The organism is Nocardioides perillae (genome assembly GCF_013409425.1).
Classification (GTDB): Bacteria; Actinomycetota; Actinomycetes; order Propionibacteriales; family Nocardioidaceae; genus Nocardioides; species Nocardioides perillae.
This window is the reverse complement of sequence record NZ_JACCAC010000001.1, coordinates 1,775,942-1,800,854: the sequence shown is the minus strand read 5'-3', so window position 1 is coordinate 1,800,854 and position 24,913 is coordinate 1,775,942. Positions and strand designations below refer to the sequence as shown.

27 protein-coding genes and 2 pseudogenes are annotated in these 24,913 nt (G+C 70.1%); 15 read left to right on the top strand and 14 right to left on the bottom strand.

Annotated elements, in window-relative coordinates; all coding sequences use genetic code 11:
- Positions 1 to 123 precede the first annotated feature (123 nt).
- The 3 genes from lnt (at position 124) to BJ989_RS17645 (ending at position 3,352) form a co-directional block, all read left to right on the top strand.
- Positions 124 to 1,815, top strand: a complete 1,692-nt coding sequence (lnt, locus tag BJ989_RS08315) for an apolipoprotein N-acyltransferase (RefSeq protein ID WP_179517804.1) — start codon at positions 124 to 126, stop codon at positions 1,813 to 1,815.
- A gap of 26 nt (positions 1,816 to 1,841) precedes the next feature.
- Entirely contained in the window at positions 1,842 to 2,564 is a 723-nt protein-coding gene (locus tag BJ989_RS08310) for a GNAT family N-acetyltransferase (RefSeq protein ID WP_179517803.1), read from the top strand.
- 425 nt (positions 2,565 to 2,989) lie between these two features.
- Positions 2,990 to 3,352, top strand: a complete 363-nt coding sequence (locus BJ989_RS17645) for a M15 family metallopeptidase (protein ID WP_343049190.1) — start codon at positions 2,990 to 2,992, stop codon at positions 3,350 to 3,352.
- Positions 3,353 to 3,382: 30 nt separating this feature from the next.
- Here the strand turns inward: BJ989_RS17645 and BJ989_RS08300 are convergent, their stop codons facing one another.
- The 3 genes from BJ989_RS08300 to BJ989_RS08290 all read right to left on the bottom strand — a co-directional run bounded on the left by BJ989_RS08300 (position 3,383) and on the right by BJ989_RS08290 (position 5,235).
- Positions 3,383 to 4,357 (bottom strand): M48 family metalloprotease, encoded by a 975-nt coding sequence (locus BJ989_RS08300; RefSeq protein ID WP_179517802.1) that lies wholly within the window; start codon positions 4,355 to 4,357, stop codon positions 3,383 to 3,385.
- A complete protein-coding gene (locus BJ989_RS08295; protein ID WP_179517801.1) occupies positions 4,354 to 4,719 on the bottom strand; it encodes a BlaI/MecI/CopY family transcriptional regulator in 366 nt (121 codons plus the stop codon). The genes BJ989_RS08300 and BJ989_RS08295 overlap by 4 nt, the downstream gene beginning before the upstream one ends.
- 150 nt (positions 4,720 to 4,869) lie before the next feature.
- Entirely contained in the window at positions 4,870 to 5,235 is a 366-nt protein-coding gene (locus BJ989_RS08290; protein WP_179517800.1) for a flagellar basal body-associated FliL family protein, read from the bottom strand.
- A 575-nt stretch (positions 5,236 to 5,810) separates the two neighbouring features.
- On the opposite strand from BJ989_RS08290, the gene BJ989_RS08285 reads away from it, so the two are divergent.
- Positions 5,811 to 6,482, top strand: coding sequence for a peptidoglycan DD-metalloendopeptidase family protein (locus BJ989_RS08285; protein ID WP_179517799.1), 672 nt, complete (start codon positions 5,811 to 5,813; stop codon positions 6,480 to 6,482).
- Positions 6,483 to 6,510: 28 nt separating this feature from the next.
- Here BJ989_RS08285 and BJ989_RS18235 read toward each other — a convergent pair whose 3' ends face one another.
- Positions 6,511 to 7,287 carry a DUF3152 domain-containing protein gene (locus tag BJ989_RS18235; RefSeq protein WP_281363294.1) on the bottom strand — a complete coding sequence of 259 codons (777 nt, stop codon included), beginning with the start codon at positions 7,285 to 7,287 and terminating at the stop codon, positions 6,511 to 6,513.
- A 304-nt stretch (positions 7,288 to 7,591) separates the two neighbouring features.
- Between BJ989_RS18235 and BJ989_RS08275 the strand changes: the two genes are divergently transcribed.
- Both BJ989_RS08275 and BJ989_RS08270 read left to right on the top strand, forming a co-directional pair.
- Complete coding sequence (locus BJ989_RS08275; RefSeq protein WP_179517797.1) at positions 7,592 to 7,978, top strand: BlaI/MecI/CopY family transcriptional regulator; 387 nt, start codon at positions 7,592 to 7,594, stop codon at positions 7,976 to 7,978.
- Complete coding sequence (locus tag BJ989_RS08270; protein WP_179517796.1) at positions 7,975 to 8,940, top strand: M48 family metalloprotease; 966 nt, start codon at positions 7,975 to 7,977, stop codon at positions 8,938 to 8,940. Before BJ989_RS08275 ends, BJ989_RS08270 begins: the two co-directional genes overlap by 4 nt.
- A 250-nt stretch (positions 8,941 to 9,190) precedes the next feature.
- Here the strand turns inward: BJ989_RS08270 and BJ989_RS08265 are convergent, their stop codons facing one another.
- The 5 genes from BJ989_RS08265 to BJ989_RS08250 all read right to left on the bottom strand — a co-directional run bounded on the left by BJ989_RS08265 (position 9,191) and on the right by BJ989_RS08250 (position 11,366).
- A complete protein-coding gene (locus BJ989_RS08265; RefSeq protein WP_179517795.1) occupies positions 9,191 to 9,415 on the bottom strand; it encodes a hypothetical protein in 225 nt (74 codons plus the stop codon).
- Positions 9,412 to 9,642: a hypothetical protein gene (locus BJ989_RS08260; protein WP_179517794.1), complete on the bottom strand. Its 231-nt coding sequence runs from the start codon at positions 9,640 to 9,642 to the stop codon at positions 9,412 to 9,414. The genes BJ989_RS08265 and BJ989_RS08260 overlap by 4 nt, the downstream gene beginning before the upstream one ends.
- On the bottom strand, positions 9,642 to 9,773 hold the full coding sequence (locus BJ989_RS18230) for a hypothetical protein (protein WP_281363163.1): 132 nt from the start codon (positions 9,771 to 9,773) through the stop codon (positions 9,642 to 9,644). Before BJ989_RS18230 ends, BJ989_RS08260 begins: the two co-directional genes overlap by 1 nt.
- Before the next feature lie 239 nt (positions 9,774 to 10,012).
- A complete protein-coding gene (locus BJ989_RS08255; RefSeq protein ID WP_179517793.1) occupies positions 10,013 to 10,897 on the bottom strand; it encodes a cytochrome c biogenesis CcdA family protein in 885 nt (294 codons plus the stop codon).
- A complete protein-coding gene (locus BJ989_RS08250; protein WP_218848775.1) occupies positions 10,875 to 11,366 on the bottom strand; it encodes a redoxin domain-containing protein in 492 nt (163 codons plus the stop codon). The genes BJ989_RS08255 and BJ989_RS08250 overlap by 23 nt, the downstream gene beginning before the upstream one ends.
- Before the next feature lie 503 nt (positions 11,367 to 11,869).
- Here BJ989_RS08250 and BJ989_RS08245 point away from each other — a divergent pair.
- The 6 genes from BJ989_RS08245 (at position 11,870) to BJ989_RS08220 (ending at position 16,728) form a co-directional block, all read left to right on the top strand.
- On the top strand, positions 11,870 to 12,175 hold the full coding sequence (locus BJ989_RS08245; RefSeq protein WP_179517792.1) for a copper resistance CopC family protein: 306 nt from the start codon (positions 11,870 to 11,872) through the stop codon (positions 12,173 to 12,175).
- A 131-nt stretch (positions 12,176 to 12,306) separates the two neighbouring features.
- Positions 12,307 to 13,827 carry a cytochrome c biogenesis protein ResB gene (gene resB, locus BJ989_RS08240; protein ID WP_218848774.1) on the top strand — a complete coding sequence of 507 codons (1,521 nt, stop codon included), beginning with the start codon at positions 12,307 to 12,309 and terminating at the stop codon, positions 13,825 to 13,827.
- Positions 13,828 to 14,150: 323 nt separating this feature from the next.
- Entirely contained in the window at positions 14,151 to 14,885 is a 735-nt protein-coding gene (gene ccsB / locus BJ989_RS08235) for a c-type cytochrome biogenesis protein CcsB (RefSeq protein WP_343049189.1), read from the top strand.
- Between the two features lie 175 nt (positions 14,886 to 15,060).
- The gene (locus tag BJ989_RS08230) at positions 15,061 to 15,339 is read left to right on the top strand and encodes a DUF2752 domain-containing protein (RefSeq protein ID WP_179517789.1); all 279 of its coding nucleotides are present in this window, start codon (positions 15,061 to 15,063) and stop codon (positions 15,337 to 15,339) included.
- Between the two features lie 175 nt (positions 15,340 to 15,514).
- Complete coding sequence (locus tag BJ989_RS08225) at positions 15,515 to 15,727, top strand: SHOCT domain-containing protein (protein WP_246283888.1); 213 nt, start codon at positions 15,515 to 15,517, stop codon at positions 15,725 to 15,727.
- Positions 15,728 to 15,813: 86 nt separating this feature from the next.
- A complete protein-coding gene (locus BJ989_RS08220; RefSeq protein ID WP_218848773.1) occupies positions 15,814 to 16,728 on the top strand; it encodes a F510_1955 family glycosylhydrolase in 915 nt (304 codons plus the stop codon).
- Positions 16,729 to 16,808: 80 nt separating this feature from the next.
- Here the strand turns inward: BJ989_RS08220 and BJ989_RS17640 are convergent.
- Positions 16,809 to 17,097: pseudogene (locus BJ989_RS17640) on the bottom strand (IS3 family transposase); the annotation flags it as partial.
- Positions 17,098 to 17,101: 4 nt separating this feature from the next.
- Positions 17,102 to 17,849: pseudogene (locus tag BJ989_RS08215) on the bottom strand (IS30 family transposase); the annotation flags it as partial.
- Between the two features lie 409 nt (positions 17,850 to 18,258).
- Between BJ989_RS08215 and BJ989_RS08210 the strand changes: the two are divergent.
- The 3 genes from BJ989_RS08210 to BJ989_RS08200 all read left to right on the top strand — a co-directional run bounded on the left by BJ989_RS08210 (position 18,259) and on the right by BJ989_RS08200 (position 19,754).
- Positions 18,259 to 18,645, top strand: coding sequence for a four-helix bundle copper-binding protein (locus BJ989_RS08210; protein WP_246283416.1), 387 nt, complete (start codon positions 18,259 to 18,261; stop codon positions 18,643 to 18,645).
- Between the two features lie 111 nt (positions 18,646 to 18,756).
- On the top strand, positions 18,757 to 19,476 hold the full coding sequence (locus BJ989_RS08205; RefSeq protein WP_179517786.1) for a hypothetical protein: 720 nt from the start codon (positions 18,757 to 18,759) through the stop codon (positions 19,474 to 19,476).
- A 5-nt stretch (positions 19,477 to 19,481) separates the two neighbouring features.
- Complete coding sequence (locus BJ989_RS08200; protein ID WP_179517785.1) at positions 19,482 to 19,754, top strand: hypothetical protein; 273 nt, start codon at positions 19,482 to 19,484, stop codon at positions 19,752 to 19,754.
- A 345-nt stretch (positions 19,755 to 20,099) separates the two neighbouring features.
- On the opposite strand, the gene BJ989_RS08195 is transcribed toward BJ989_RS08200, so the two are convergent.
- The 3 genes from BJ989_RS08195 to BJ989_RS08185 are packed head-to-tail and all read right to left on the bottom strand — an operon-like array spanning position 20,100 to position 24,886.
- The gene (locus BJ989_RS08195; protein WP_246283887.1) at positions 20,100 to 21,506 is read right to left on the bottom strand and encodes an NADH-quinone oxidoreductase subunit N; all 1,407 of its coding nucleotides are present in this window, start codon (positions 21,504 to 21,506) and stop codon (positions 20,100 to 20,102) included.
- A 15-nt stretch (positions 21,507 to 21,521) separates the two neighbouring features.
- Positions 21,522 to 23,018 carry an NADH-quinone oxidoreductase subunit M gene (locus BJ989_RS08190; RefSeq protein ID WP_218848771.1) on the bottom strand — a complete coding sequence of 499 codons (1,497 nt, stop codon included), beginning with the start codon at positions 23,016 to 23,018 and terminating at the stop codon, positions 21,522 to 21,524.
- Positions 23,015 to 24,886 carry a proton-conducting transporter transmembrane domain-containing protein gene (locus BJ989_RS08185; protein WP_218848770.1) on the bottom strand — a complete coding sequence of 624 codons (1,872 nt, stop codon included), beginning with the start codon at positions 24,884 to 24,886 and terminating at the stop codon, positions 23,015 to 23,017. Before BJ989_RS08185 ends, BJ989_RS08190 begins: the two co-directional genes overlap by 4 nt.
- Positions 24,887 to 24,913 lie beyond the last annotated feature (27 nt).

Sequence of the window (24,913 nt, the reverse complement as noted above, 5' to 3'; positions counted from 1 at the left end):
TGTCGCGTGCCCGCCCGCTTGTCCTGCCTCGCGCGCCGCTGCGAGCCGACCTCGACGCAGCCCGACGTCGCGAGGACCCCGGAGGAGAGCTTCTCAACTAACCAACATAGTAGAGTGGGTGGGGTGACTGCCTCCCTCCGCACGCACTCGATGTCCGTGGCGGCTGGCGTCGTCAGCGGAGCGGGGCTCGCTGCCGCCGCGCAGCCATTGGGGTGGTGGTGGGCTGCACCGTTCGCGGTGGCCGTCTTCGTGTCGTCGGCACGCACACCTTCAGCCACTGACGTGCTGCTGCTGGGCGGGGTCACCGGCGTGGCCTGGACGGTGCTGACAGCGTCGTGGATCACGACAGTCGGGGGCGCCGCTCTCGTGGCCCTCAGCGCCGTGATGGCGCTGTGGCTGACCCTCGTCGCTGCGGTTGCTCGACTCGTCACTCGATGGCCTGGCTGGCCGTTGTGGACTGCCCTGGTCTGGACGGTCGCGGAGGACGCGTGGGCGAGCTGGCCGCTCGGGGGGTTCCCCTGGTTGCGGCTGGCGTGGACGGTGGTGGATGCGCCGTGGGAGGGCTGGCTGAGGTGGGGCGGCGTCTCGGCGGCGACCACAGTGGTCGCTGGCTGTGGCTGCGTGCTCGCAGCATTCGTCGGACACAGGCCCGGGTGGGCGCAGCCCGCACCGCCGACGCTCGCGACCCGGGCCTCGATCGCGATCGCCACCTCCCTGGTGGCACTGTCGCCGCTCTTCGCCGCCCTGGTCGCCCCGCTGGACGTCGAGTCCACCGCGGCCCTGCGTGTTGCCGCAGTGCAGAGCGGCGTGCCAGGAGGCAGCAGAGATGTTGCTGCCAACGGTGAAGCCGTGACAGCGTCCCTCGCCAGCCTGACCGTCGACGAGCTGGGAACTCAGCGACCAGATCTTGTGGTGTGGCCAGAGAACGCCACCGCGGCTGACCCGCGGCGCTCTGACCGAGTCCGCGAGGAACTTGAGCGGGCCAGCGCGGCGATCGACGCTCCCCTGCTGGTCGGGACGATCACTGACGGCCCGACCCCAGACACGGCTTACAACCAGGCCCGAGTCTGGCAGCGTGGTGCCGACCAAGGGGCCGTGTACACCAAGCGCAATGTCGTCCCCTTCGGGGAATACGTGCCGTGGCGCGACACCCTCACCCGCCTGGGTGTCGGACGCGTTACAGAGGTGCCCCGCGACATGCTCCCGGGGCCACGCCAGCGCCCGGTTCGGGTCGCCGGCGCGACCCTGGGCATCCTCATCTGCTTCGACGTCGCGGCCCGCGACTCCGTCTCTGACCTGGTGATCGACGGCGCCGAACTCCTGGTCGTCCAGACCAGCAACGCCACCTTCACCGGCACCCGCCAACTCGAGCAACAACTGGCGATCACGCGGGCACGAGCTGTCGAGGCGGGCAGGACCGTGGTGGTGGCCTCGACCACCGGCGTCTCAGCGATCATCACTCCGGATGGCGAGGTCTCGGTGCGATCGAGGGGCCGAACTGGGCAGGTGTTGACCGCTTCGGCGCCGTTGCGCAGCCGCATCGCGCCCGCCATCGTCGTCGGGCCCTGGGTGTCCCGCGTGGCGCTCGCCGCCCTGCTCATGGGGGCGGGCATCGTGCACCTTCGCCGGCGAGCCGGCCGGGCGGACCCGCACGCGCACCTCCACCCGAGGTCCGCGACGGTGCCGATGACCTCAGTCGATCCCGTGAGCTCAGGCGAGGTGAGGTCGGCGTCGGTTGCGCCGAGCGAGGTGCCTCGACTGGCGGTCGGGCGGGCGGACACGTCGAATGGGCGACTAGGTCCCGCGCCGTACTAGTCTCGTTAGTAGAAAGCAGGTGAGCAGTGACGACGATTTCGATCCGCCCCATGACGTCGAGTGACCTCGACGTCGTGGTGCAGCAACACCTCGAACATTTCCCGACCGGCTTCTTCGCTCGCTTGGGTTCGCAGTACCTCCGCACGTACTACCGCACCTACCTCGACAGCTCGGACGCCGCCGCTGCAGTGGCGGCCGACCGCGACGGCCGTACCGTCGGTTTCGCCGTAGGCGTCATCGACCCCCGCGCGCACCGCGTTCACTTGCTGGAGACCCACCGATCAAGGCTCGCGGTTGCCGGCATCGCAGCATTGGTGACACGACCGCACCTGTGGCCGCGGTTCGTCCAAACCCGCCTCGTGCCCTACACGCGCAAGTTGTTCGCCCCGCCGGACAGAGTCGGCCCCGGCGAGGGTCAGCGCATCGCCGTGCTGCAGCACATCGTCGTTGATCCGTCCGCCGAGGGTCGCGGCGTAGGAACCGCGTTGCTGGAGTTCTTCGTGGACGCCGCCGCCACGGCGCGACGTGAGCAGATCATCCTGGTGACCCGCACAGGCGGGCCGGCCGAGGACTTCTACGTGGCCCGCGGGTGGACCCGTCGTGAACCCCACTGCACGATGGACGGCACGTGGCTCACGGCGTTCAGCCTGTGCCTGGGGCCGAACCGCAGCGAAGCCCAAGACGAAGGTCCAGCTCACCAGCACCGCGACGACGACGCTCCCTACGAGAAGGAGGACCGCACCTCGTGATCGGCACCGTTCGACGCACGACCGCCTGGGCTGTCGGCGTCACCCTTCTCATGAGTGCTTGCACCGCGACGACCTCCCCCACAGGCACCTCCCCCGAGACGGACACCCCAGCCACGCGAACCCCCACGGCTGGCCCCAGCTCTCCGACACCCCCACTATCGGCCTCGCCTCGGATCACACCTGTACCGCGCCAGCAGTGGCGCCGGATCGTCGCCACGGGAGTGTGGCGACCCGAGTGCCCGGTGGGACGTGACGAACTACGACGCGTCGAGGTCAACCACTGGACGTTCGCCGGGGGCACGACGCGCGGTGTCCTGGTCGTCAACGCTGACGTAGCAGAGAGCGTCGCGAGGATCTTCACGTCCCTGTACGAAGAGCGATTCCCCATCCGCAGGATGCGGCCAGCCGAGTTCTACGGCGGAGACGTGGATGCCAGCCTGGAGGCCGACAGCACCTCCGGCTTCAACTGCCGTCGCGCAGACCAGATCAACGCCCCGGTCCTCGCCTCACCGCACGCCAACGGCCGCGCCATCGACGTCAATCCGCGCGAGAACCCCTGGCTGGACCTGCGGTGCGACTGCTGGTCCCCCACGGCGGGGACCCGGTTCCGCCGCCCCGGCCCCGGTGTGATCTTGCGCGGCGGCCCCGTGTGGCGGGCCTTCACGCGCGAGGGCTGGATCTGGCAGAACATCGACGTTCCGGACTACATGCACTTCGACACCGGCTACCCCTCCGCGCCTTTCGAACCGCCCCGCCGGGTGCCGACACCGTCCACACCCAGCAGCTGACGAGCACGAGGGGTGGCCGAGCGCGATCCCTCAGAACGGGAGGAGTTCCGGGCAGTAGTGATGAGCTAGTGCAAGCACGGCTGGCGCTGCGACTGCCACGAGCGGAGCGATGCTCACGGCGCTGACCGACAGCGCGACGATCCCGGCGGTCAACGGTCCACGTCGCCGGTCAGACGGAGCCGTGAGCCGCTCCACCCTCGCCAGCGTCTGCATCGCGGCAGCGTGCAACGCCCCCGAGGTCGCCGGCACCGGTGTCGCCGGCGCCGCGGCCAACCGCACCAGCGCGCGCGCCAAGGCGCGCCGCCCGTGAACCGCAGCCGCGACGTCGTCGGCCCGCAGCTCGAGCAGCTTCGGCACCTCTTCGGCGGCCGTCCGAAGCAACGGGACCAGTGGAAAAGCACGCGAGAGCACGTCACTGAGGTGGCGCGCGAGGTGGTGTCGCCCACGCAGGTGGGCGCGCTCGTGAGCCAGCACCGCCGAGAGCTCATCCGGCGAGAGCCGGTCCACCACACCGGTCGAGATCACCACCATCCCCCGCGACCCCGGCAAGCAATAGGCCGCGGTCCGCGGGTCGTCGACGACCCACACGCCCGCGCCCGGACCAGGCCGGGCGACGAGCTGCAGTGCACCACGTTGCCGCGTGCGCGCAGCTCGCAACTCGCGGGACTCTCGCAGCCCCAGCAACGACAATCGCACCAGGCCAGCGACGGTCAGCACACCGGCGAGTGAGACCACCCCTTGTGCGGGACTCGAGTAGTGCTTGCCGATCGCCTCGGCACAGGCTCCGAGCAACGCGGCGAACCCGTGATCCACCTCGAGCGGAACGGCCGGCAACATCAGGGCGACGCCAGCGAGGAAGACCGATGACAAGAAGCACCAACTCAGTGCCTGCCACACCAAGATGCCACCACGAGGTGAACGGCGCAGCCACCGAAGCCGCCGCACCTGTGGCCCCAGCGCCCCAGCGACGACCGCGAGCAGCGTCAACAACACCGGCGCGGTCACGATTCTCCCTCCCCGAGACGATCCAGCATGGCCCGCAACTGCGTGGCCTCCTCCTCCTCGAGGTGCTCGACAAAGTGCAGCAAGGTCGCGGCGGGGTCGCCGCCGACCGTCAGGAGCTGTTCCATGAGCGCCGCGGTGTGCTCCTCGCGCGAGCGCACGGGACGGTAGGCGAAAGCGCGACCGTCGCGTCGTCGCGAGACGTAACCCTTGCGGTGCAGGTTGTCCAGGACAGTCATCACGGTGGTGTAGGCGCGCTTGTGGTCCTCGTCGAGGAGTTCGAGCACGTCACGCGTCGTGAGCGGCCTACGACTGGCCCAAAGCACGTCCATGAGCACTGTTTCGAGATCGCCGAACTGCTTCACGCAGCCATCGTCTCACGCGCCCCCGCCGGCGCACTCCAGCTCGCGAGCTCTGTGGTGACACCCCGTGCTCACCCCACCGCGGGAAGTGGTGACGCCCTCTCATGCCGGCTGCGTCGGAGCAGCGGCCGCTAGCAGGCGCGGGCTCTCACCTCACTGGGTGACGAACTCGGTGAGGTAGACGTCGAGCACTGCCTCCTCGTAGCGCTCCAGGACGTCTCGTCGGATCTCTGACTGCAACGCCTCGCGTCCGTCCGGCGAGTTGATCTCGGCCAGCTGACGACCACTCGCGGCGCTGATCAGCGCGTCCAACGCCCTGCTCCCTTCGACCTCCTCCGCGCCCTCGGCCAACTGCAGCGCAATGCCGATCCGCAGAAACCGCCCGCCGCTCAGATTGAGCTGCACCGGCTCCAGGGCCACCACTTCGCCGAGCTCCGGCTTCGCCTCGCCACCTGCTGCTGGCCGCCACAGGATCCAGCCCGCCGCCACGACGACGGTCAACACCAGCACCACGCTCACGACGAGCCGCTTCCGACTCGACCTCACCTCAGCCTCAAGAGGCTTGACCTTGTTCTCCGCTGTACTCATGCCGCCACCATCGACCACCCCGCTACTAATCTGAGTAGGAGAGATGGGTGGAATTCCCAGCGCAGCGGGCGGGCGTCCAACAGCCCTGCGGGACCCGGTGATCTCGCGGGCCGCGTCGCGGAGACGCCGCAGCACGCTCCCCGTCGTGCCGCCGTGCAACGACCGACACAACGTCGAGCGGCCGACTGGCCCGGACTCCTAAAAGTGTTAGTAGTTCAGGTATGGTCCACCACGGCTCCCGAAAGGAGTCGCCGGCGGCGCGCCGGCCACTTCCCCCCGGCACCGTGTCGGCGCGCCGCCTCACTCAATCAGAGCCCGCTCGCCACGGGCGCTAGGAGGTCATCCGCTTGTCGAAGCACCGCGCCACGGGGCGGCCCGAGCACGTGGCACACCGTGAGCCAACAACGCCCGCGATGGGCGGGCAGCAGCCGGGCGGCCGCAGGCGACGGGTGCGACCCAGCCCAGCTCGACGACCACCCGTCCTGGCGCTCGCGGGCATCTCGGTCGTGGCACTGGGAGCCTCCGCCGCGGTGGCGTCGCAGCCGAACGACATCTTGACCGCGGCACGACCGGCCTCCGATTCGTTCTCGCCCGCCGCGCAGGTCGACACCGCCGACGCCCGCGCGGCTCTCCTCGACCGCGCCTCGGGAGTGAGTCGATCCCAGCAACGGGCCGCCGACGATGCCGTGCAGGAGGCGACGGAGATTGCCCGTGCGCGTCAGACCGCACTGAGGTCCCTCGCCCAACGCGCGGTTGCACGGAGCACGTACCTCACAGAGAACCGATGGGTCCTGCCCATGACGGGCTACCGGATCACCGCGACCTTCGGCCAGAGCAGCTATCTGTGGTCGACCGTGCACACCGGCGTGGACCTCGCGGCCGCGACGGGAGTGCCCATCGCCACCGTAGGTGCCGGAGAGGTCGTCAGCGCCGGGTACGACGGCTCCTACGGCAACAAGGTGGTCGTCCGGCACGACGACGGGACCGAGACCTGGTATGCGCACATGGACTCGATCGGGGTGACGACAGGACAACAGGTCGAAGCAGGCCAGGGCGTGGGAACCGTCGGTTCGACCGGGAACGTGACCGGGCCGCACCTGCACCTGGAGTTCCGTCCTGGCGGCGGAGCGCCGGTCGACCCCCAAACCGCACTAGCCGCCCTCGGCGTACTGCTCTGATCTGAACAGTTCCCGCACAGCACGTGCCTCACGGCGCTGCCGCGCGCCTCTCCCACGCTGGCCACGGGTTCGGGCGGCAGCCGTCGAGCCCGATGGTCTGCTGCAGCATCACCGGTGCGACGTCCGCGATGCCCGTGCAACCCGCGTGGGCGTAGCCCAACGCGTGCCCCACCTCGTGGTTCACGACGTAGGTCCGATAGCGCTCGAGCCGGTCGTAACCTTGCGCGCCGTTCCACCAGCGCCACGCGTTGATGACTGCTCGCTCTCCGACGCGGCACGACAGACGACCGTCAGTGTCGAGCGGCGCACACAGCTCGTCCGCGGTCTTGGGAGACGCCAACACCACGCGAAACGCCGCCCGATCCAGGGTCGAGCGGCGAAGCACGTGGCCGCGGGAGGCCCACCCGCGGGTGTCCCCCAACACCGAGTCGACAACCCGCGCGAACTTCTGCGCACTCGTCGGCAGTCCGCGCTCGACCTGGACGGCGTAGAGAGTCGCACCCGCCGCCATCGACAGCTCGGGCACGCGCGCGGCATCGAAGGTGCGAGAGGCCCTCTCCGGCACAGCGGGCCGGCCGACAGTCGTGGACTGCTGCGCCTGTGGACGATAGGTCGCCACTCCGCCGTCGACAGCTCCCGACGCCAACTCTCGACGCGGGATCTCGAAACTGCCCGGATCACGACGCAGCGCGACGAGATGGTGGTGCTGAGGAGCGAGCAAGCCACCCGGCGCAGGGGGCGCGCCCCCAGATGGCTCTACGGCGTCGAGACCCGCCAACACGATGGCCCCGCCTACCAGACCCATCAGGCAAGCCAGCGCGCCCAACCGTCGGGTCGTCGTCCAGCGCCACTCCGGCCTACCACGATGAGTCCCGACCTGACGCGCACGAGCTCGCCGCGCGGCGTGGCGCCCGGGGGTGTGGTCCACCGACCACCCCTGCCGCATCCATCGAGCAGAAACCACGCGCTGATCATCTCCTCGCTCGGGATGGGAAACGTCGAAGGTCAAGACACTAGACGTGCAGGCGAGCCCGTCGAGCACCGCCGTCTCTACTATGTAGGATCGGACTCGAACGTTGCGCCGCGACGCGGCAAATGGACGGTGAGGCATGCACCAGCGGGTGAACAAACTCGGTCCGCTCGAGGCGGTCGTCATGGAGCACTTGTGGGCGCGCAACCGCCCCACGGCCGTGCGGGACGTGCTCGATGAGCTGGCGCACGACCGTGGTCTCGCTTACACCACCGTGATGACGGTGATGGACAACCTTCACCGCAAGGGCCTGTTGCAGCGCAAGCGCGTCGGTCGGGCCTATCACTACTATCCGGCGCAAAGTCGCGACGAGCACACGGCCGTGCTCATGGGTGAAGTCCTGGCAGACACCGCCGATCGCGCGAATGCCTTGTTGCACTTCGTTGAGCAGATGCCGACCGAGGAGCTGGATCGGCTGCGGGCGGCTCTCGACCGGCGGGATCTCGGGCGGAGCCAGCACGAGTGATTGCTGAGATCGCTCTCCTCCTGGTAGCCGCACTGGCCGCGACGTCGGGACCGAGGCTGTTGCGAGGCTCCACATGGATCGAGCGTTCGCCGTGGGTCGGCATCGTTCTGTGGCAGAGTCTCAGCGTTTCAGCGATTGCTGCAGCGGTGCTGGCGGGAGCGGCGCTCGCACTGCCTGCGGTGCCCCTCAGCGACGACCTGGCCGCGCTGCTCTCTGCCTGCGGTGCGGCGTTGCGCGCGCAGTACGAGACGCCGGGCGGCACGGCGGCCAGCGCGACAGGCACCGTGTTGACTTCGGGCGTGCTGGGCCGGGTCTTCTACTGCCTGGCGGCCGAGGTCACACTGGCGCGCAACCAGCGGGCGCGGCACCTGCGTTCGCTTGCCGTCCTTGCCCAGCCCGACGTACGTACCGGGGCCCTTGTGCTCGACCACGGCGTACCGGTGGCGTACTGCCTGCCCGGCCGTGGCGGTCGGGTCGTGGTAACCAGTGCAGCGCTCGAGACGTTGGGCGACGAGGAGTTCGCGGCCGTCCTGGCGCACGAACGCGCTCACCTGGACGCGCGTCACCATCTCGTGCTGGCCGTCTCGAGCGCACTGGCAAGGGCGTTCCCGCGCGTGCCGGTCTTCCGCGACGCACACGAGGCGCTGATGCGACTGGTCGAGATGCACGCCGACGACGTCGCCGCTAGCTGCAACGAGCGCCTCAACATCGCCACAGCATTGGTCCGCCTGGCGGAGTCGAAGGCGCCCGCCGCCGCCCTCGGCGCCGGCGGGCCGACGTCCGTGGCGCGAGTACGACGCATGCTCGCACCAGCGGACCCGCTGCGGGTGGGCGGCGTGGCGGCGGCGCTGGCGACCGCCGCGATGCTGGTCCTCGCCCCCGTGGGAATCCTGGTCGCACCTGCCGTAGTCGCAGCGACCGCCGACCTGTGCCCGATCGAGTTTCCGGTCGACATTGTCTGATCGTGCGACCACGCGTGGTGGCGGGCCGGGCCCTGCTCGAAATTACGGCCACGCGGGCGCCATCGGCTTTGCCAGCGCTGCGCGAGGCGCGGAGCTCAGGTCACCTTCGGACGCTCAAGGCACCGTGTGGGAGCGCCCGTGACCCGGCGGCGAACCACCGTGAATCGCCTTCCACCGAACAGAGGAACGCCGCCCCGGCGATCAGCCGGTGGCGGCGCCTGACCCTACCTCGACGGCAGAGAGTGACAGCTCAGTCGATCGCCGCGCGGCGGTGCGCGACCAACTCTGCGCGTAGCTCCTCGAACTCGCCGCGGAGCCGTCCCAACTCCTCCGGGTCACTGGACGGCGACGCCGTGGCCCGGGTGTTCCTCGCCAGTCCGCCGTGCTGCCCCCGGACCATCGGTCGCAGGCAGAGTAACGACGCGGCCGCCAGAGACAGCGCCAGGACGATCCCTGGCACCACCAGCTCATTCACCGCGGACCATCCTCCGCGGTCGTGCGTGAGGACGACCGCTCGTCCCGCAGCTCGGCGCGCAACTGGTCCAGCTCGGCGCGCAGCGCGACGACCTCGGCTTCACCATGTGCCGCAGCAGCCGGCGAAGCAGTCTCCTGCTGCTTGTTTCCGCGCATCATGAACCACATTGTCGCGCCCAAGCCGACCGGGCACGCGAGCACGGCCAGGGCGTACAACGTCTCACCCATCAACGCGCCGCCTTCGTGCTGGCCCGGTGCATCCGCTGCATGGCGGGGTTCTCCCCCGACTTCATCTTCTCGTGCGCACGCTTCAGGCCGCGATCGTCACCAGACGTCATCTGGTCGTGCATCAGTGCCATGCCCATGCCCTGGTGGCCGGACGACTTCCCGTCGTCAGGGCCGGCAGCTAAGGGCCGGTGCAGCAGCAGCGGTAGAGGCGAAGAGGGTGGCGACGATGATCGTCACTCGGGTACGGGAGTTCACGAGAACCCCCCTTCTACTAGGCAAATTAGTGGAGTACCGTCCGGTTCCAGTGGGCAAGCGAGCCCGACCGAATTGGATCACGGGCCGGGTGGGCTGCGGCCGGCCGGTTCGGCGGTTACATCGGAGGTTGCCAGCCTGCGATGAGGCCCTGCATCCGACTGATGAGCGCGGTCCAGAGACCGGTGACCTGCAGCAGACCGAGCAGCACCAGCATGAAGCCGCCGGTGGCGGTGACGGCGCGGGCGTGTCGGCGCGCCCAGGCGACCGAGCCCATGAAGCGTTGCATGCCGGCTGCGACGAGGATGAAGGGGATGCCCAGCCCGGCGCTGTAGGCGAAGGAGAGTGCCGCGCCGCGACCCGCGTCGGCGCTGCTGGTCGCCAGTGAGAGGACGGCAGCCAGGGTGGGCCCGATGCAGGGTGTCCATCCGAGCCCGAACAGTGCACCGACCAGCGGGGCGCCGGCCAGGCCGTCGGGCGGGCGCCGATTGATCCGCGCCGTTCGGTTCAGCCACGGCAGCCGCCACAACACCCCACTGAAGACCAGGCCGAACAGGATCGTCATCGCGCCGAGGATCCGGGTCAAGGTCTCCTGGTGCTCGAAGAGGAGCGCCCCGAGCGAGCCGAACAGGGCGCCATACCCGGTGAAGACGGCAGCGAAGCCGGCCACGAACAGCACCGCACCGGTCGTGGCGCGCCCTCGTCGACGTCGCCCGGCAGCTTGAACGCCTCCCGACCCAAGCGGCGAGGTGTCACGGCAGCGGCCCGCCGCTGCACCGCCGGCAGCCGCAGGAACCGAGACACCTCGCGCCGCGTCGTCGACGGACGGCACGTCCTGGCCGGCGAGGCCCCCGACGTAGGAGAGGTAGCCGGGCACCAGTGGCAGGCAGCAGGGTGAGAAGAAGGACAGAAGTCCCGCCGCCACCGCCACGAGACCGGCCAGGATCAGCGGCCCTTCAAAGACGAGCTCCTGCACACCCTCAGCCAGCGTCGCTGCGGACATCGACCGCCTCCTTCGACTTCGCCGCGCCGTTCGCCGACTCGAGCACGTCGTCGACCAGGGCACGCAGGGTGCGGTAGGTGGTCCGACCGATGACCCGTGCGGCGACGTTGCCGTCGCGGTCGACGACCAACGTGCTGGGGATGGCATTGGGGGGGAGCATGGTGCGCAAGGCCAGCAGGGCCTCGCCCGACTCCTCCGTGGTGATGCTGGGATAAGTGATGCGGTACCTACGCTCGAAGGCGATCGCGGCGGCATCGGTGTCGCGGACGTTGAGACCGACGAACTGGACGCCGTCGGCGCGGCTCTCATCCCAGACTCGCCGCAACCCCGGCGCCTCGGCGCGGCAGGGCGGGCACCACGATCCCCAGACGTTGACGACGAGCACCGACCCGTCGTGCTCCGCGGTGTCGAACTGCGAGCCGTCGAGCGTCCCGCCGCGCAGCCGCGGCAGCGGCTCGCGGTCAGACACGGCAGTCTGCTCGACCACGCCCTCGCCGGTCACGTACCCGGGCCCGCCACCGCTTTGAGCAGATGGGGAGCCGCATGCGGCGAGCACCATTGCGCTTACCACCACAGCCCCCGCGGCACGAGCGCGCGCCCCGCGTCTCCGCATCATCGCCTCCGCTCTAGCGCCGAGTCTCTACTAAGCATCATCGTAGCAATGCGTGTACGCACGGAATGACGGCCACCCATTGATGCTCACGGGGAAGTCACCCGCGCCTCACTCAGCGTGGTGTCAAGGAAGCGCAGCGACCTTTCTCCCCGTTCGCGGCCAGGTTCTGACCACCGCGTCGTGGGCGAACGCGGCCGTTGGCGCGAGCAACCCCACCCGCCGCCTACCCCCCCAGAACGAAACCACGGGCCGCGCGGACGGCCAGCACCCGCTACTACTATGCATCGTAGTTCAGTGAAGAGGATGTCATGTGCAGGAGCGTCCACCGACGGCTCCGGCGAGCGCGTACGATTCGGCTGGTGCTGGCCGCGCTGCTCGCCGCGGTCGCGACGCTGGCCGCCGCAGCCCCGGCCAGCGCGCACCCGGTCCTGCTCTTCAGCGATCCGGCCTTGGACGGCGCCGTTCCGGAGCCCCCGGGCTCGATCACCCTGGTCTTCAACGAGCCGGTGGTGGCGGCTTCACCCGCGTTCCGGCGGCCCCAGCCGATCCCTACTAACAGTCATAGTAGTCTGAGTCGCGTCATGAGAATCACCGCGGTTGCCTTCCTGCCCGTACGGCACACATCGCCGCAGCCCTCCGCCGCCGACACGGCCGGTGCCCGATGACCCAGCTGCACGAAGGCGAACAGCGCCGCGAGGACTCGAGCGACGTAGTTGCCGCGACGAACGCGCCGCCACCGGCCACGGGCATCGGAGCAGTCGGGTGGGCGCGGTGGGGCTGGCGCCGGCTCACCAGCATGCGCACCGCGGTGATCTTGCTGACGATGCTGGCCCTGGGCGCGATACCCGGCAGTCTGTTGCCCCAACGCGGCGTGGCGAGCGACCCCGCCGCGGTGCAGCAGTTCTACGTCGAGAACCCGGACATCTCTCCCTGGCTGGACCGATTCGGCCTATTCGGGGTCTACGCCTCGCCGTGGTTCGCCGCGATCTACCTGATGCTCCTGGTGTCGATGACCGGATGCGTGCTGCCCCGGTGCGCCAAGCTGTGGCGGGACTACCGCAGCGAGCCGGCACGAGTCCCGACCCGCCTGTCCCACCTCGAGGTGCACCGCAGGGACGTGGTCTCCGACCCGCTCGACCAAGGTGACGACCGGCAACGGCGAGCCGAGACACTCGACGCGATCGAGACGGTGCTGCGGCGCCGCCGATTCCGCACCCGGCGCGACGACGAGACGGTGAGCGCCGAGAAGGGGCACGTCCGTGAGGTCGGCAACCTCCTCTTCCACTTGTCCTTGCTGGTCCTCCTCTTCGGGGTCGCCGGGGGCAGGCTGTACGGCTATGAGGCCCGGGTCGCGGTCGTGGCGGGCGAGTCGTTCACCAACGTCGCCTCCCAGTACGACGACTTCAGCCCGTCGGTGTGGACCGACGTCAACAGGCTCGAACCCTTCAGCTTCCGGCTGCAGTCCTTCGACGCCGACTTCGAGACCTCCGGGACCCGCCGGGGCGAGCCACGCTCGTTCGACGCTCGCCTCGAAGTCGAATCCCCCGACGACACGTGGACTGCACGCGTGCGCCCCAACCACCCGCTCGACGTCAACGGCACGAAGGTCTTCCTCACCGGGCACGGCTACGCGCCCGTGGTGACGGTGCGCGACGGCAACGGGGCGACGGCGTACTCCGGGCCGGTGATCTTCCTCCCGGCAGACAACAACTTCACCTCCGACGGCGTCATCAAGGCACCGGACGCCCGCCCAACCCAGCTTGGCTTCGAAGGACTTTTCCTGCCGACCGCGGCCGACGCCGGCGACGGCGCCTTCTCGGCCTACCCGGACCTGGTCAATCCCCGCCTGCTGCTCACCGCCTGGACTGGCGACCTCGGGCTCGACGACGGGGTGCCGCAGTCGGTCTACACCCTCGACAAGTCCCGGCTGGAGCAGGTTCTGCGACCCGGCTCCGACCGTCCCTTCCGGTCCGTGTTGGCCCCGGGCCAGACGATGCGGCTGCCCGGAAACCTGGGCACCGTGACCTTCGACGGGGTGCGCCGGTTCGCCAACTTCCAGGTCGCCCGTGATCCCGGCAAGCAGCTCTCGCTGGTCGCGGCCCTGATGCTGCTCGGCGGGCTGACCATCTCGCTGGTCGTCCGCCGCCGCCGCGCCTACGTGCGATTGCACGAGGAAGCCGGGACGGTCGCGGTCGAGTACGCCGGCCAGGCCAGCACCCGACGCGGCCTGCCGCCCGGCGAGATCGACGAGATCGCCGACGAGGTACGCCGCGAGCTCGACCGCCGCCGACAGTCCCGCCGAAAGGACGCACCGTGAACACCGACCTCCTCGCCAGCCTCTCCGACGGCCTGGTGTACTCCGCCACCGCCGTCCTGGCTCTCGCGCTGCTCGCCCACGCAGCGGCAACCGCGCTGCGATCCCTGCCTCGGCGACACCCGGACGCGGCGGCGACCGACCACACCCCCTCCAGTGCGCTCACGCCGGCCACCGCGGGTGCCATCGGGTCCACGGGGCCCACGGCGTCCACCGGTGGAGTCCACGACGTGATCGGCGATGGCCGGTTGCCCTCGCCCTCCGAGGCGGACGCGAGCGGATCAGGCGCCGCAGAGCGTGAGCAACCCGGACACGTCGTCGGCGCCGTGGCAGTGAGCCTCACCGTGCTCGCGACCCTGCTGCTTGCCGCCGGCGTCGTCTTCCGCGGCCTGGCCGCCGGCCGGGCGCCGTGGGGCAACATGTTCGAGTTCGTCCTGGTGATCGCTCTGGCCGCCAGCGGTACCTACGCCGTGCTCGCCCGGCGCCGCGCCGTCCGCGAGGCCGGGGTCTGGGTCGTCGCTCTGGTGCTGCTGGCGCTTGGCCTGGCCGTCACGACCCTCTACACACCCGTCGACGACCTGGTGCCGGTCCTGGACTCCTACTGGCTCATCATCCACGTCGCGGCCGCGATCGTGGCCGGCGGCGTCTTCACCGTCGGCGCCACCACCGCAACATTGAGCATCGTGCGCAAGCGGTGGGAAGCCAGACCCACCGCAGCCCGCTCGCACCGCTACCTCGCCGCCCTCCCCACGGCCTCCTCGCTGGACCGGGCGACCCACGCCGTCCACGTCTTCGCCTTCCCGGTCTGGACGTTCGCCGTCATCGCCGGAGCTATCTGGGCCGAGAACGCGTGGGGCCGCTACTGGGGCTGGGACCCCAAGGAGACCTGGGCCTTCATCACCTGGGTCTTCTACGCCGCCTACCTCCACGCCCAGAGCACCGCGGGACTGCGCGGCTCCCGGGCCTCCTGGTTCGCCCTCGTGGGCTACCTGGCCTTCCTGTTCAACTTCTTCGGCGTCAACCTGTGGATTTCCGGGCTCCACTCCTACGCCGGGGTCTGAGACGGCGTCCGATGGAGCTGCAGCTGTCCCTCACCCGGTCGGACCGGCACCGCGGACAGACCGGCACCGCGGGCTGACCTACGCCGCTGCGCTCGGCGCTGCCGCCAGCCCCGCCCTGCTGCTGCTCGGCCTGCCGCCGATCGACCTCCACCCCCACTAGCACCACCTGGGAGCGATGGACCCGCTGTGCGGGGGCACCCGGGCGGCGCGCCTGACGATGCAAGGCGACCTGGCAGGGGCCCGGCGCTACAACTCGCTGGGCATCGCCGCGGTCCTCGCAGCCTTCGCGGTCACCGCCAGGACGGTGCTCGGCCTGGTGGGCGGTCGGTGGATCGACGTGCGCATCCGGTCGACGAGGACGGCGACGCGAGCCTCCTGGACGCTCACAGCCACGGCCTTCCTCGCGCTCTGGGTCCGGCAGCAGCTCATCGCCGACCTGCTCGTCCAGCGCTGACGCTGCATGGACCCACACGTGCCGGATCCGGCGGCCACGAGGCGATCGGGATCCCACCCGTCCACCCACGTACTACGATGATGCTTAGTAGATAGGCTGGTGGCGAACGGCCCGAGCACCGGAGGACGATGTGGACGGAGTCTGCGACATGGATGGAATGGGCGGCGTGGGAGCAATGATGGGCTGGTGGATGCTGGGCGGAGCCGCGGCGGTGCTGGTCGTCCTAGGGCTGGCGGTCTTCGGCGTCGTGCAGCTGCTTCGCCGCGGCCACGCTCCCAGTGCCGGATCCGGCCCTATGAGCGCCGACGAGGTGCTCCGCCGCCGCTACGCCGCCGGTGAGCTGGACGAGGACGAGTACGAGCGCCGCCGCTCGACGCTGGAGAGGTGACCACTCCGACCACGTACCCCCTCGCCGTGAGCGAACCCGCCTGACCGCGCGCCCGAACCACACCGATCCGCCTCCAGGAGCACACCGTGCCGAAGACCCCACCCGCCCAGCAGTCCCGACGTCCGTCGCCCACCCGGGATGACACCGCGACGTCGGGTCGACGGTGGCTCCCCATCGTCGTCCTCCTCGCCGTCGTCGCACTCGCCGGCTGGCTCGTACGCAGCGCCACCGACGGCGCCTCAGGCGGCGCTTCGGCCGACCTGGAGCACGTGCACGGGCTGGGCGTCGACCCGGCGGACGACACCCTGCACGTCGGCAGTCACTACGGCCTGTTCCAGGTACAGGAGGACAGTGGCACCGTCGCCGGCCCGATCGCCGACCGGGTGCAGGACTACATGGGCTTCACCGTTGCCGGCCCCGACCACTTCCTCGCCTCCGGCCACCCCGGCGAAGGACAGGACGGTCCCAGCTCGCTCGGCCTGATCGAGTCCACCGACGGCGGCCGGACCTGGACCACCAGGTCGCTGGCCGGCGAAGCCGACTTCCACGCCCTGGAGTACCGGCACGGCCTCGTGTACGGCGCCAACGCGATGACCGGCGACTTCATGGTCAGCGACGACATGGAGACCTGGGACACCCGCTCCACCCTGCCATTGGCCGACTTCGCCATCAGCCCCACCGACCCCGACACGATCATCGCCACGACCGGCGAGGGGCCGGCGCTCAGCACCGACGGTGGACGCACTTTCGCCCTGGTCGAGGACGCGCCCCTGCTCCTGCTGGTCAGCTGGGCCGAGGAAGGCACCCTGGTGGGGCTGGACCCCTCCGGCATCGCCTATGCCAGCGCCGACGGGTCCGACTTCGACAAGGTCGGCTCACTCGGCGCCGAACCAGAGGCACTCCAGGCAGCGGACGACGGAACGGTCTACGCCTCCGCCAGCGGCCGCCTGTACCGCTCGACCGACGGCGCACGCACCTTCGCCCGATACCCGTCTGCCTGATCCAGCCGGCTCACGAGCGCTGCCGACACTGCCCGGACTGCGCGCGGGGGGTCTGCTGCACGAACGGGTGTCAGGTTCGGTTAGGCCGCCTGGGTGGCGGTTGAGAGCATGATCAACTCGTATTCGACCGGGGTCAATCGGCCGAGGGCGGCCTGTCGGCGACGGTGGTGGTAGGTCTTCTCGATCCAGGTCACAATCGCGATCTGCAGCTCTTTTCGGGTCGCCTACGCGCGGCGGTCCAAGACGTTCCTCTGCAGCAGAAGGAGGACTCCATCGCAGCGTTGTCGCCCGCCGCGCGACGCGGCCCATGGAGCCGACCATGTGATGACGGTTGAGCTGGTGGACCAGCTTTCCGGGCCGAAACCGACTAGGTTCAACCGATCGTCGCACCATCCGCTGCTTGAACAGACCGCAGGTGGTCGTCGAAGGCCTCGGAGGGAGTTTTCCATCCGAGGGTCTTGCGAGGCCGGTTGTTGCCGGGCGGCTACGACGGCCTGTACCTCGTCGTCGTTCCAGCGAGCCAGGTCAGTGCCTTCGGAGAAGCACTGGCGCAGGAGGCCATTGGTGTTCTCGTTCGTGCCGCGTTGCCAAGGGCTATGGGGGTCGGCGGAGAAGACGGGGATGCCGGTCTCGATCTCGAAGGCGACGTGGGCGGAGAGTTCCTTGCCGCGGTCCCAGGTCAGCGACCGGCGCAACTGCTCGGGCAGGCTGGTCATCGTCTGCGCCAGTGCGTTCTTCATGGTGATGGCGCCGTAGCCGGCCAGCGCCGGACCGTTCTTGGTCCGCGCGATCACGCCGCAACCCTCCTCACGAGGCGGGTGGACCGACATCGTGAATCGGGTCGTGCGTTCGACCAGCGTGCCGATGGCGGAGCGCTGCAGCCCGACGATCAGGTCGCCTTCCCAGTGCCCGGGAACCGCCCGGTCGTCGGCTTCGACGGGCCTGCCGTTCGCTGATCAACACCTCGTTCGTGACCTGGCCCTAGGCCTTCGATCGGTTCCGGGCCCGAGGAACTCGAAGCGCCCGGCCGGTGCGAAGGCAGGAGACCAGCTCTCGTTTGAGTGCGCCACGGCCTCGACGTAGAGCGCTCGATAGGTCACCTCGTGGCTGATCTGCATGGACACGATGAGTCCCGACCTGACGCACACGAGCTCGCCGCGCGGCGTGGCGCCCGGGGGTGTGGTCCACCGACCACCCCTGCCGCATCCATCGAGCAGAAACCACTTGCTGGTTATCTCCTCGCTCGGTCGGGGCATGTCGACGGTCAAGAGACTAGACGTGCAGACGAGCCCGCCAACAACGCCACCCGCCCCGTCCTGCACCCGGAAAGGACTGACCAGCCTGCCGGCGACGGCCTCGAGGGCGGCGCCCGAGCCGCGACCCGGGCATCCATCGCACATCCGTCTACCCATACCGATGTGTGAGTGCCAGGTGGGTACGTCCTGCGTGGATGCCGCCGGCGCCCGGGCTGCCACCAGAGCGGCCCGAATCGATCGTGATCGACCAGGAGGACCGATGACACATCAAGAGATGCTCAAGGCGTACCCCGGGGACGTAGGAGACATCGACCAGGAGAAGTTGGCGGCGTGCATCGCCGCCTGCTTCGAGTGCGCCCAGGTGTGCACGGCTTGCGCTGATGCTTGTCTGGCTGAGGACATGGTCGCCGACCTGCGCGCATGCATCCGCAACAACCTCGACTGTGCCGACGTGTGCGCCGCGACCGGGGCCATCCTGTCGCGACAGACCGCCGGTGACGGCAATGTCGTCCGCACGATCCTGGAGGCCTGCGCAGCCGCCTGCAAGGCGTGCGGCGACGAGTGCGCCAAGCACAGTGATATGCACCAGCACTGCGAAGTGTGCGCCGAAGCGTGCCGCCGGTGCGAGAACGCCTGCCGCGAACTACTCGCCGCGCTCTGACCGCCGGGATCGGCAGCGGCTCGCTGTCCCATGCTGGCAGCGGGCCGCTGATCGCCTCCTGTGGGTCGGAAGCTTGCTGGGCGGCGAGCCTCCCTACCGCCAAGGACCGTCTTGCTCGAGACTTGGTTGATCCTCGCCGGCGCGCTCGCCGTCGCCCTCGTCTTCGTCGACGCGTTGGCCACCACCTTGGCGGTGTCCGGCGGCGCCGGACCGCTGACGACCCGCATCCTCGGTGGCGCCTGGCGGGTGGCATTGCGGCTGCACCGACGGGACCAGACGTTCAGCCTTCTGAGGTTCGCCGGACCGATGATGCTCATCCTCACCGTGCTGCCGTGGGTAACCGCTCTTTGGGCCGGTTGGACACTGCTCTTCCTCGGCTCAGACTCCGTCGTGACCGCGCAGCAGGGCCGACCCGCGGGCATCGCCGACGTCGTCTACTTCACCGGCTTCACCATCTTCACCCTGGGCACCGGTGGCTTCGTCGCGTCCTCGGCGGGCTGGCGGATCGCCATGGCCCTGGCGGCGTTCTCGGGTCTGTTCCTCATCACTCTCGCCATCACCTACCTGCTCTCGATCCCCTCCGCGGTCGTCGCCCGCCGCGTACTCGCCCAAGAGATCCATGGCCTCGGTGACAGCCCCTCCCAGATCCTGCGGAAAGGCTGGACCGGCGACGGGTTCGACGCTATGTTCCAGCAGCAGCTGATCTCGCTGTCGTCCTCGGTGGCCACCTCGGCCGAGCAGCACCTCGCGTACCCGGTGCTGCACTACTTCCACTACGGCAGCCGAGACCTGGCCGCATCAGTCGCCATCGGACACCTCGCGAGGCGTTGACGTTGATGAGGACCCTGGACGCCTCGCTGCGCCCCCAGCCGGCGGTGCTGGATTCGCTGAGGTCGTCCATTGGCCGCTACCTCAGCACCGCCTCCAGCACGTCCTGGGCACCAAGAGTCAGCGCTCCACCTCCGCCCGAGACCACTCAGACCATCGAGGCCGGCGTCTCGATCAGCCAGTCCGCCGTCCACCGGGCCGCCGAGCACCACAAGGAACGCCGCACCCAGTTGCATCGCCTCGTGGCCAGCGACGGCTGGTCATGGGAAGGCGCCGGATAGCCGCCCGTATTGCACCCGCAAGTCCCTACTGGCACCAACACGGACCCGCGACGATCTGGAAAGCGAGCATGAACAGGGGCATGCCCGACGCGCTCTCGAGACCCACGGCTGCCGGCGCCTGCGACGCCCCGACAGTGATCGCGGCGTCTACACGGATCAGTCCCTTGGCGTTCTCACACGCCAGAACAAGCGCTCCACGTCGCGGCGAAGCCACGGCTTCCCGGGCTACTTCATCGGCGCCCTACCTATCAGCTCATTCATCCAGCTGGTCTGCCCCACAGCACCTCCATCATCGAGGTGTCGCGACAGGGCTCGCTCTCGCGGTATGCCGGTCGCAGAACCGAGTCAGGTCGAGAACGCTGCCCACAGAGCCCCGGCTCCAACACCGAGCACGACGCTGATCGCGGCAGTCGTCATCGCCGCCGCCGCGGACCACCGCTCCGGCTGGAAAGGGCCGGGCATCGTGCGCGCCGGCGGCTCGCCACGCCCGTAGACGGGGGCGATCCAGCGCAGGTAGTAGAAGAGGCTGACCAGGGTGTTGACGAAGACCACCACGGCCAGCCACGCGTGGCCGCCGTCCCACGCGGCGGCGGTCGTGGTGAGCTTTCCGACGAAGACGACGGTCGGCGGTGTGCCGACCAGCCCGAGGAGCGCCACCACGAGTGAGGCGCCGAGCCACGGCCGCGCTCGCCCCATGCCGCGGTAGGAGTCGAGGTCTCGCCGATCGGGGAAGGCGGTGGTGACCGCGAACGCAGCCAGGTTGGTGACGGTGTAGCCGGCGAGGTAGAGCAGCAGGGAGGGCAGCGCGAGGTCGCTGCGCCCGGCCACCGCGACCGGCACCAGCAGGTAGCCGATCTGGCTGACGGTGGACCAGCCGAGCAGCCGCCGCGGGTCGCTCTGCCAGTAGGCCGCGAGGTTGCCCAGCGTCATGCTGGCCACCGCGAGGACCGCGACGAGCAACGGCCAGGCCAGCGTGTCGGGGAGCATCGCGACGAGCCGGTAGGCGGCGACGACAGCGCCGATTTTCGGCACCGTGGTGAGGAAGGCCGCCACCGCGCCACCCGCGCCCTGTGCGGCGTCCGGCACCCAGAAGTGCGCGGGGACACCGCCGGCCTTGAACATCAGCCCACCCAGCACGGCCACGACTCCGGCGGCCACAGCGCCTGCCGGCGCGTCGGCGAGACGCCCGGTGAGGTCGGCGTACGACGTCGTCGCGGACACGCCGTACAGGAGCGTGACTCCCACCAGCAGGAGGATGCCGAACAGGGCACCCAGCAGGTAGGTCTTCATCGCGGCCTCGGCTCCGCGGGGCGTACGCCCGATGCCGATCAGGCCGTAGAGCGGGATGCTCGCGAGCAGGAACCCAACCACTACGACGAGCAGGTCGTCGGCCCCGGCGAGGACGAGCGTGCCGGTGGCGGAGAACAGGAAGAGCGCGTAGGTCTCGCTCTCCCGTGGCGACCCGGCGATCTCGTCGGAGGCCAGCACGAGGACGATCAGCGTGCCGAGGGCGGCGACGATCCGCGCCACTCCGGTGGCGGTGTCGACGGTGAAGGTGCCCTCCATCGCTGGCTGGGCCGGGCCGGGCAGGTCCAGCAACGCAAGCAGGGCCGTCCCGACGAGCGCGGCCGCGGCAACGACGCGGGTGACCCACTGCCGGGTCCGCGGGAGGAAGGAGCCGCTCACGAGCACCACGAGCCCGCCGAGGAACAACACGATCTCCGGCAGCAGCAGGGCCGGGCGCATGGCCATCGACTCCACTGCGGGCTACCTCCCGACGAGCTCGACGGCCACCTCGGCCGCGGGCTCGATCACGTCGAGCAGCGGACGGGGCAGGACCCCAATCAGCAGCGACAGCGCCAGCAGCGGGCCGACCGACCAGACCTCGGCGGCCCGCAGGTCACCGAAGCCGGCGGAGCGGCCGCGGGTCTCGCCGGTAAATATCCGCTGCAGCGCGCGCAGGAACAGCGCGGCGGTGATGAGAATGCCGACGAGCGCGACCGCGGTGACGGGGGCGGCGGCGATGCTGCCGGTGAAGATCTGGAACTCCGCGATGAAGCCCGAGAGCCCGGGCAGGCCGAGGGAGGCGAAGGCACCGACGGCGAACAGCGCGGCGAAGCGCGGTGCGGGTGCCGCGAGGCCGCCGTAGGAGCCCATGTCGTAGGTGCCGGCCCGGTCCTGGAGGACCCCGGCGAGGAGGAACAGCGCGCCGGTGATCAGGCCGTGGCTGACCATCTGGGTGACGGCGCCGGTGACCGCGACGCCTCGCGCCTGCGCGGTGTCCTCGGCGAGAATCCCCGCAGCGCCGACGGCGAGGGCGATGTAGCCCATGTGGTTCACCGACGTGTAGGCGACCATCCGCTTGAAGTCGGTCTGGGCGAGGGCGACGAGAGCGCCGTACACGACCGACACGATGCCGACAACCACGATCGCCCAGGCCCACGTCCGCCACGCCTCGGGCAGCATCGGCATCGCGATCCGGACGAAGCCGTAGGTGCCCATCTTCAGCAGGACGCCGGCCAGCACCGCCGAACCGATCGCGGGCGCGTCGGTGTGTGCCGGCGGCAGCCAGGTGTGGAACGGCACGGTGGGTGTCTTCACCGCCAGCCCGACGAGGATCGCCGCGAGCACGAGACCGCCGGCGAGACCGGAGCCGGCGAGCGGGGTCTGCTGGGTGAGCTCGATCATGTCGAAGGTATGCGGATCCGCGGCGATGTAGAGGCCGATGAACCCCACCAGCAGGGCCAGGGAGCCGAGAAAGGTGTAGAGGAAGAACTTGAGCGCCGAGCGGGCGGCGTCGCCGTGGCCCCAGCCGGCGATCACGAAGTACATCCCGACGATGGACAAGTCGAAGAATAGGAAGAACAAGATCAGGTCGGCGGAGACGAACAGGCCCATGCTGACGCTCTGCAGGAAGAGGAACAGTGCGGCCTGGGTCCGCGGCCGGTCGGTTTCGCGTAGTGCGTAGATAGCGCAGGCCAGGAAGATCACCGCGGTCATTGCGATGAGCGGCAGCGACAGCCCGTCGACGCCGAGGTGGTAGCTGCTGTTCACGCCGGGGATCCACTCCGCCCGCTCCTCGAACGCCAGCCGCCCCGGCTCCGGGGTCTGGTAGCGCAGCCACACCGCGACCACGAGAGCCAGGTCGACTGCTGCGACCGCGACCCACGTCCACCGCGCCGCGGTGTCGCCGAGGCGGGGCAGCCCGACCAGCACCAGGGCGGCGGCCAGGGGCAGGAAGACGATCAGACTGAGCACGTTCACCTCACCGTGACGAGAAGCAGGACACCGACCGCGAGCGCCGCGACGGCCTGGATGTAGTACTGGTGCAGCTGACCGGTCTGGGGCTGCCGGGCGAGCCGGCCGAGGCCGCGAAGCCAGCCGGCGATCCCTTCCACGGCCCCGTCGAGCCACCGGTCGTCGTCCCGGGCGGCGCGCTCAGCGGCGCGCAACGAGCCACGGGAGGTCGCCTCCACGGCGGCGTCGAGCACCCGGTCGTCGAAGGTCGCGGCCCGCCGTGCAACCGCGAGCGTGGCCGAGGCCGCCCCTGTGGTAGCCCGGTCCAGGATCCGGTCGTCGAAGTGAGCCAGCGCTTCGGCCAGGCGCACGGTCGGGCGTACGACGGAGGCCTGCGTGGCGCGCTCCAGCCCCAGCCAGGCCAGAGCCCAGCGTGGCTCCGGCAGCGGCCTCCACCACACGAGCGCCAGCACCACCAACGCGATCACGACCGACGCGGCCATCTCCCCCAGGGACGGGTGGAGCGGCTCCTCCCCGAGCGCGCGGGCGATCGTGTCACCCACGGGCGGCAGGGCGAGCAGACCAAGCACGATCGCGCCGCCGGCGAGCAGGACCAGCGGCGCCTGCTCAAGCATCCCGATATGGCGGGTGCCCCGCTCCTCCTCGTCATGATGCCGCTCGACCTCGGCACGCTCTGTGTCGGGGACGTGCCGCCACAACACGACCAGGATCTTCCCGGCGTATGCCGCGGACATAGCGGCCGCGGCGAGCCCGACGGCGTAGAGCCACGCTGACTCCTCCAGCGCCGCCGCGAGGACCGCGTCCTTGGTCGCCCACAGCGCCAGCGGGGCGACGCCCGCGAGCGAGAGCAAGCCAACCGTGCTGGTCAAGCCGACCAGGCGCCAGCGCCGGGCCACGCCCCGCAGACCGGTGAGCTGCTTCGTGCCGAGGGCGGTCAGCCAGGCCCCGGCAGCGAGGAACAGCAGCGCCTTGGTCGAGGCGTGCGCGACCAGGTGCGCGGCTCCACCGCTCACCGAGGCAAGCCCCGCGCCCATCACCACGAACCCCAGCTGCGCCGAAGTAGAGGCGGCGAGCAGCTGCTTGAGGTCACGCTGCGCCACCGCCACGACACCGAGCAGCAGGGCGGTCAGCCCGCCGGCCCAGGCCGCCGTCGATGCGGCCCAGCCGGTCGACGCGAGCAGCGCCTCGGTGCGCAGCAGCAGGTAGCCGCCCATGGCGACCATCGCTGCCGAGTGCAGCAGCGCGCTGACCGGGCTCGGGCCCTCCATCGCCCGGGACAACCAGAACGAGAACGGCAGCTGCGCGGCCTTGCCGAGCGCCGCGACCAGGACACCTGCGGCGACCACGTGACGCCAGCCCTCGCTGCTCGCCGGAAGAGCGGCCAGCGTCAGCCCGGCTCCTCCGGCGAGCGCCGCGCCGGCGGCCAGATAGAGGCCGAGGTCCGCCGTACGGGTGGTCACGAACGCCGTCAGACCCGCGGAGACCCGGTGGTCGTCGCGCCACCAGAAGCCGATCAGGGCGTACGACGTCGCGCCCATGACCTCCCACGCGAGCAGCAGCGCCGGCAGCGTCTCGGCGGTCGCGGTCATCAGGGCCGCGGAGGCGAAAAGCAGCATCAGCCCATGGAACCGGGCTTGCGACGCGCGGATCTCGCCGGCGGAGACGACGAGCACCAGCAGCGTCACGACCGCCACCGTGGGCGCGACGAGCGCCGAGAGACCGTCCACGCCGAGAGCGAGGTCGCTGCCGGCCATGAACGGCGTCGACACCCGGGGCCGAGCGACGGCGACCACCACCGCCAGGGCTGTGCTGGCCGCAGCGGTCGCAACCGACACGGGCGCCGCTGCCCGCTCCAGCCGGGACACGGCGAGCACGCCGCCCACCACAGCGGGCAGCAGCAC

What these genes read in the sequence shown, in the direction of transcription:
- BJ989_RS08200 (WP_179517785.1), top strand. Translation starts at nt 19,482, where the DNA reads ATGAGGACCCTGGACGCCTCGCTGCGCCCCCAGCCGGCGGTGCTGGAT.
- BJ989_RS08255 (WP_179517793.1), bottom strand. Translation starts at nt 10,897, where the DNA reads ATGTCCGCAGCGACGCTGGCTGAGGGTGTGCAGGAGCTCGTCTTTGAA.
- BJ989_RS18230 (WP_281363163.1), bottom strand. Translation starts at nt 9,773, where the DNA reads ATGGCACTGATGCACGACCAGATGACGTCTGGTGACGATCGCGGCCTG.
- resB (WP_218848774.1), top strand. Translation starts at nt 12,307, where the DNA reads ATGCGCACCGCGGTGATCTTGCTGACGATGCTGGCCCTGGGCGCGATA.
- BJ989_RS08210 (WP_246283416.1), top strand. Translation starts at nt 18,259, where the DNA reads ATGCTCAAGGCGTACCCCGGGGACGTAGGAGACATCGACCAGGAGAAG.
- BJ989_RS08225 (WP_246283888.1), top strand. Translation starts at nt 15,515, where the DNA reads ATGATGGGCTGGTGGATGCTGGGCGGAGCCGCGGCGGTGCTGGTCGTC.
- BJ989_RS08275 (WP_179517797.1), top strand. Translation starts at nt 7,592, where the DNA reads ATGCACCAGCGGGTGAACAAACTCGGTCCGCTCGAGGCGGTCGTCATG.
- BJ989_RS08230 (WP_179517789.1), top strand. Translation starts at nt 15,061, where the DNA reads ATGGACCCGCTGTGCGGGGGCACCCGGGCGGCGCGCCTGACGATGCAA.
- BJ989_RS08260 (WP_179517794.1), bottom strand. Translation starts at nt 9,642, where the DNA reads ATGGGTGAGACGTTGTACGCCCTGGCCGTGCTCGCGTGCCCGGTCGGC.
- BJ989_RS08195 (WP_246283887.1), bottom strand. Translation starts at nt 21,506, where the DNA reads ATGGCCATGCGCCCGGCCCTGCTGCTGCCGGAGATCGTGTTGTTCCTC.
- BJ989_RS18235 (WP_281363294.1), bottom strand. Translation starts at nt 7,287, where the DNA reads ATGGGTCTGGTAGGCGGGGCCATCGTGTTGGCGGGTCTCGACGCCGTA.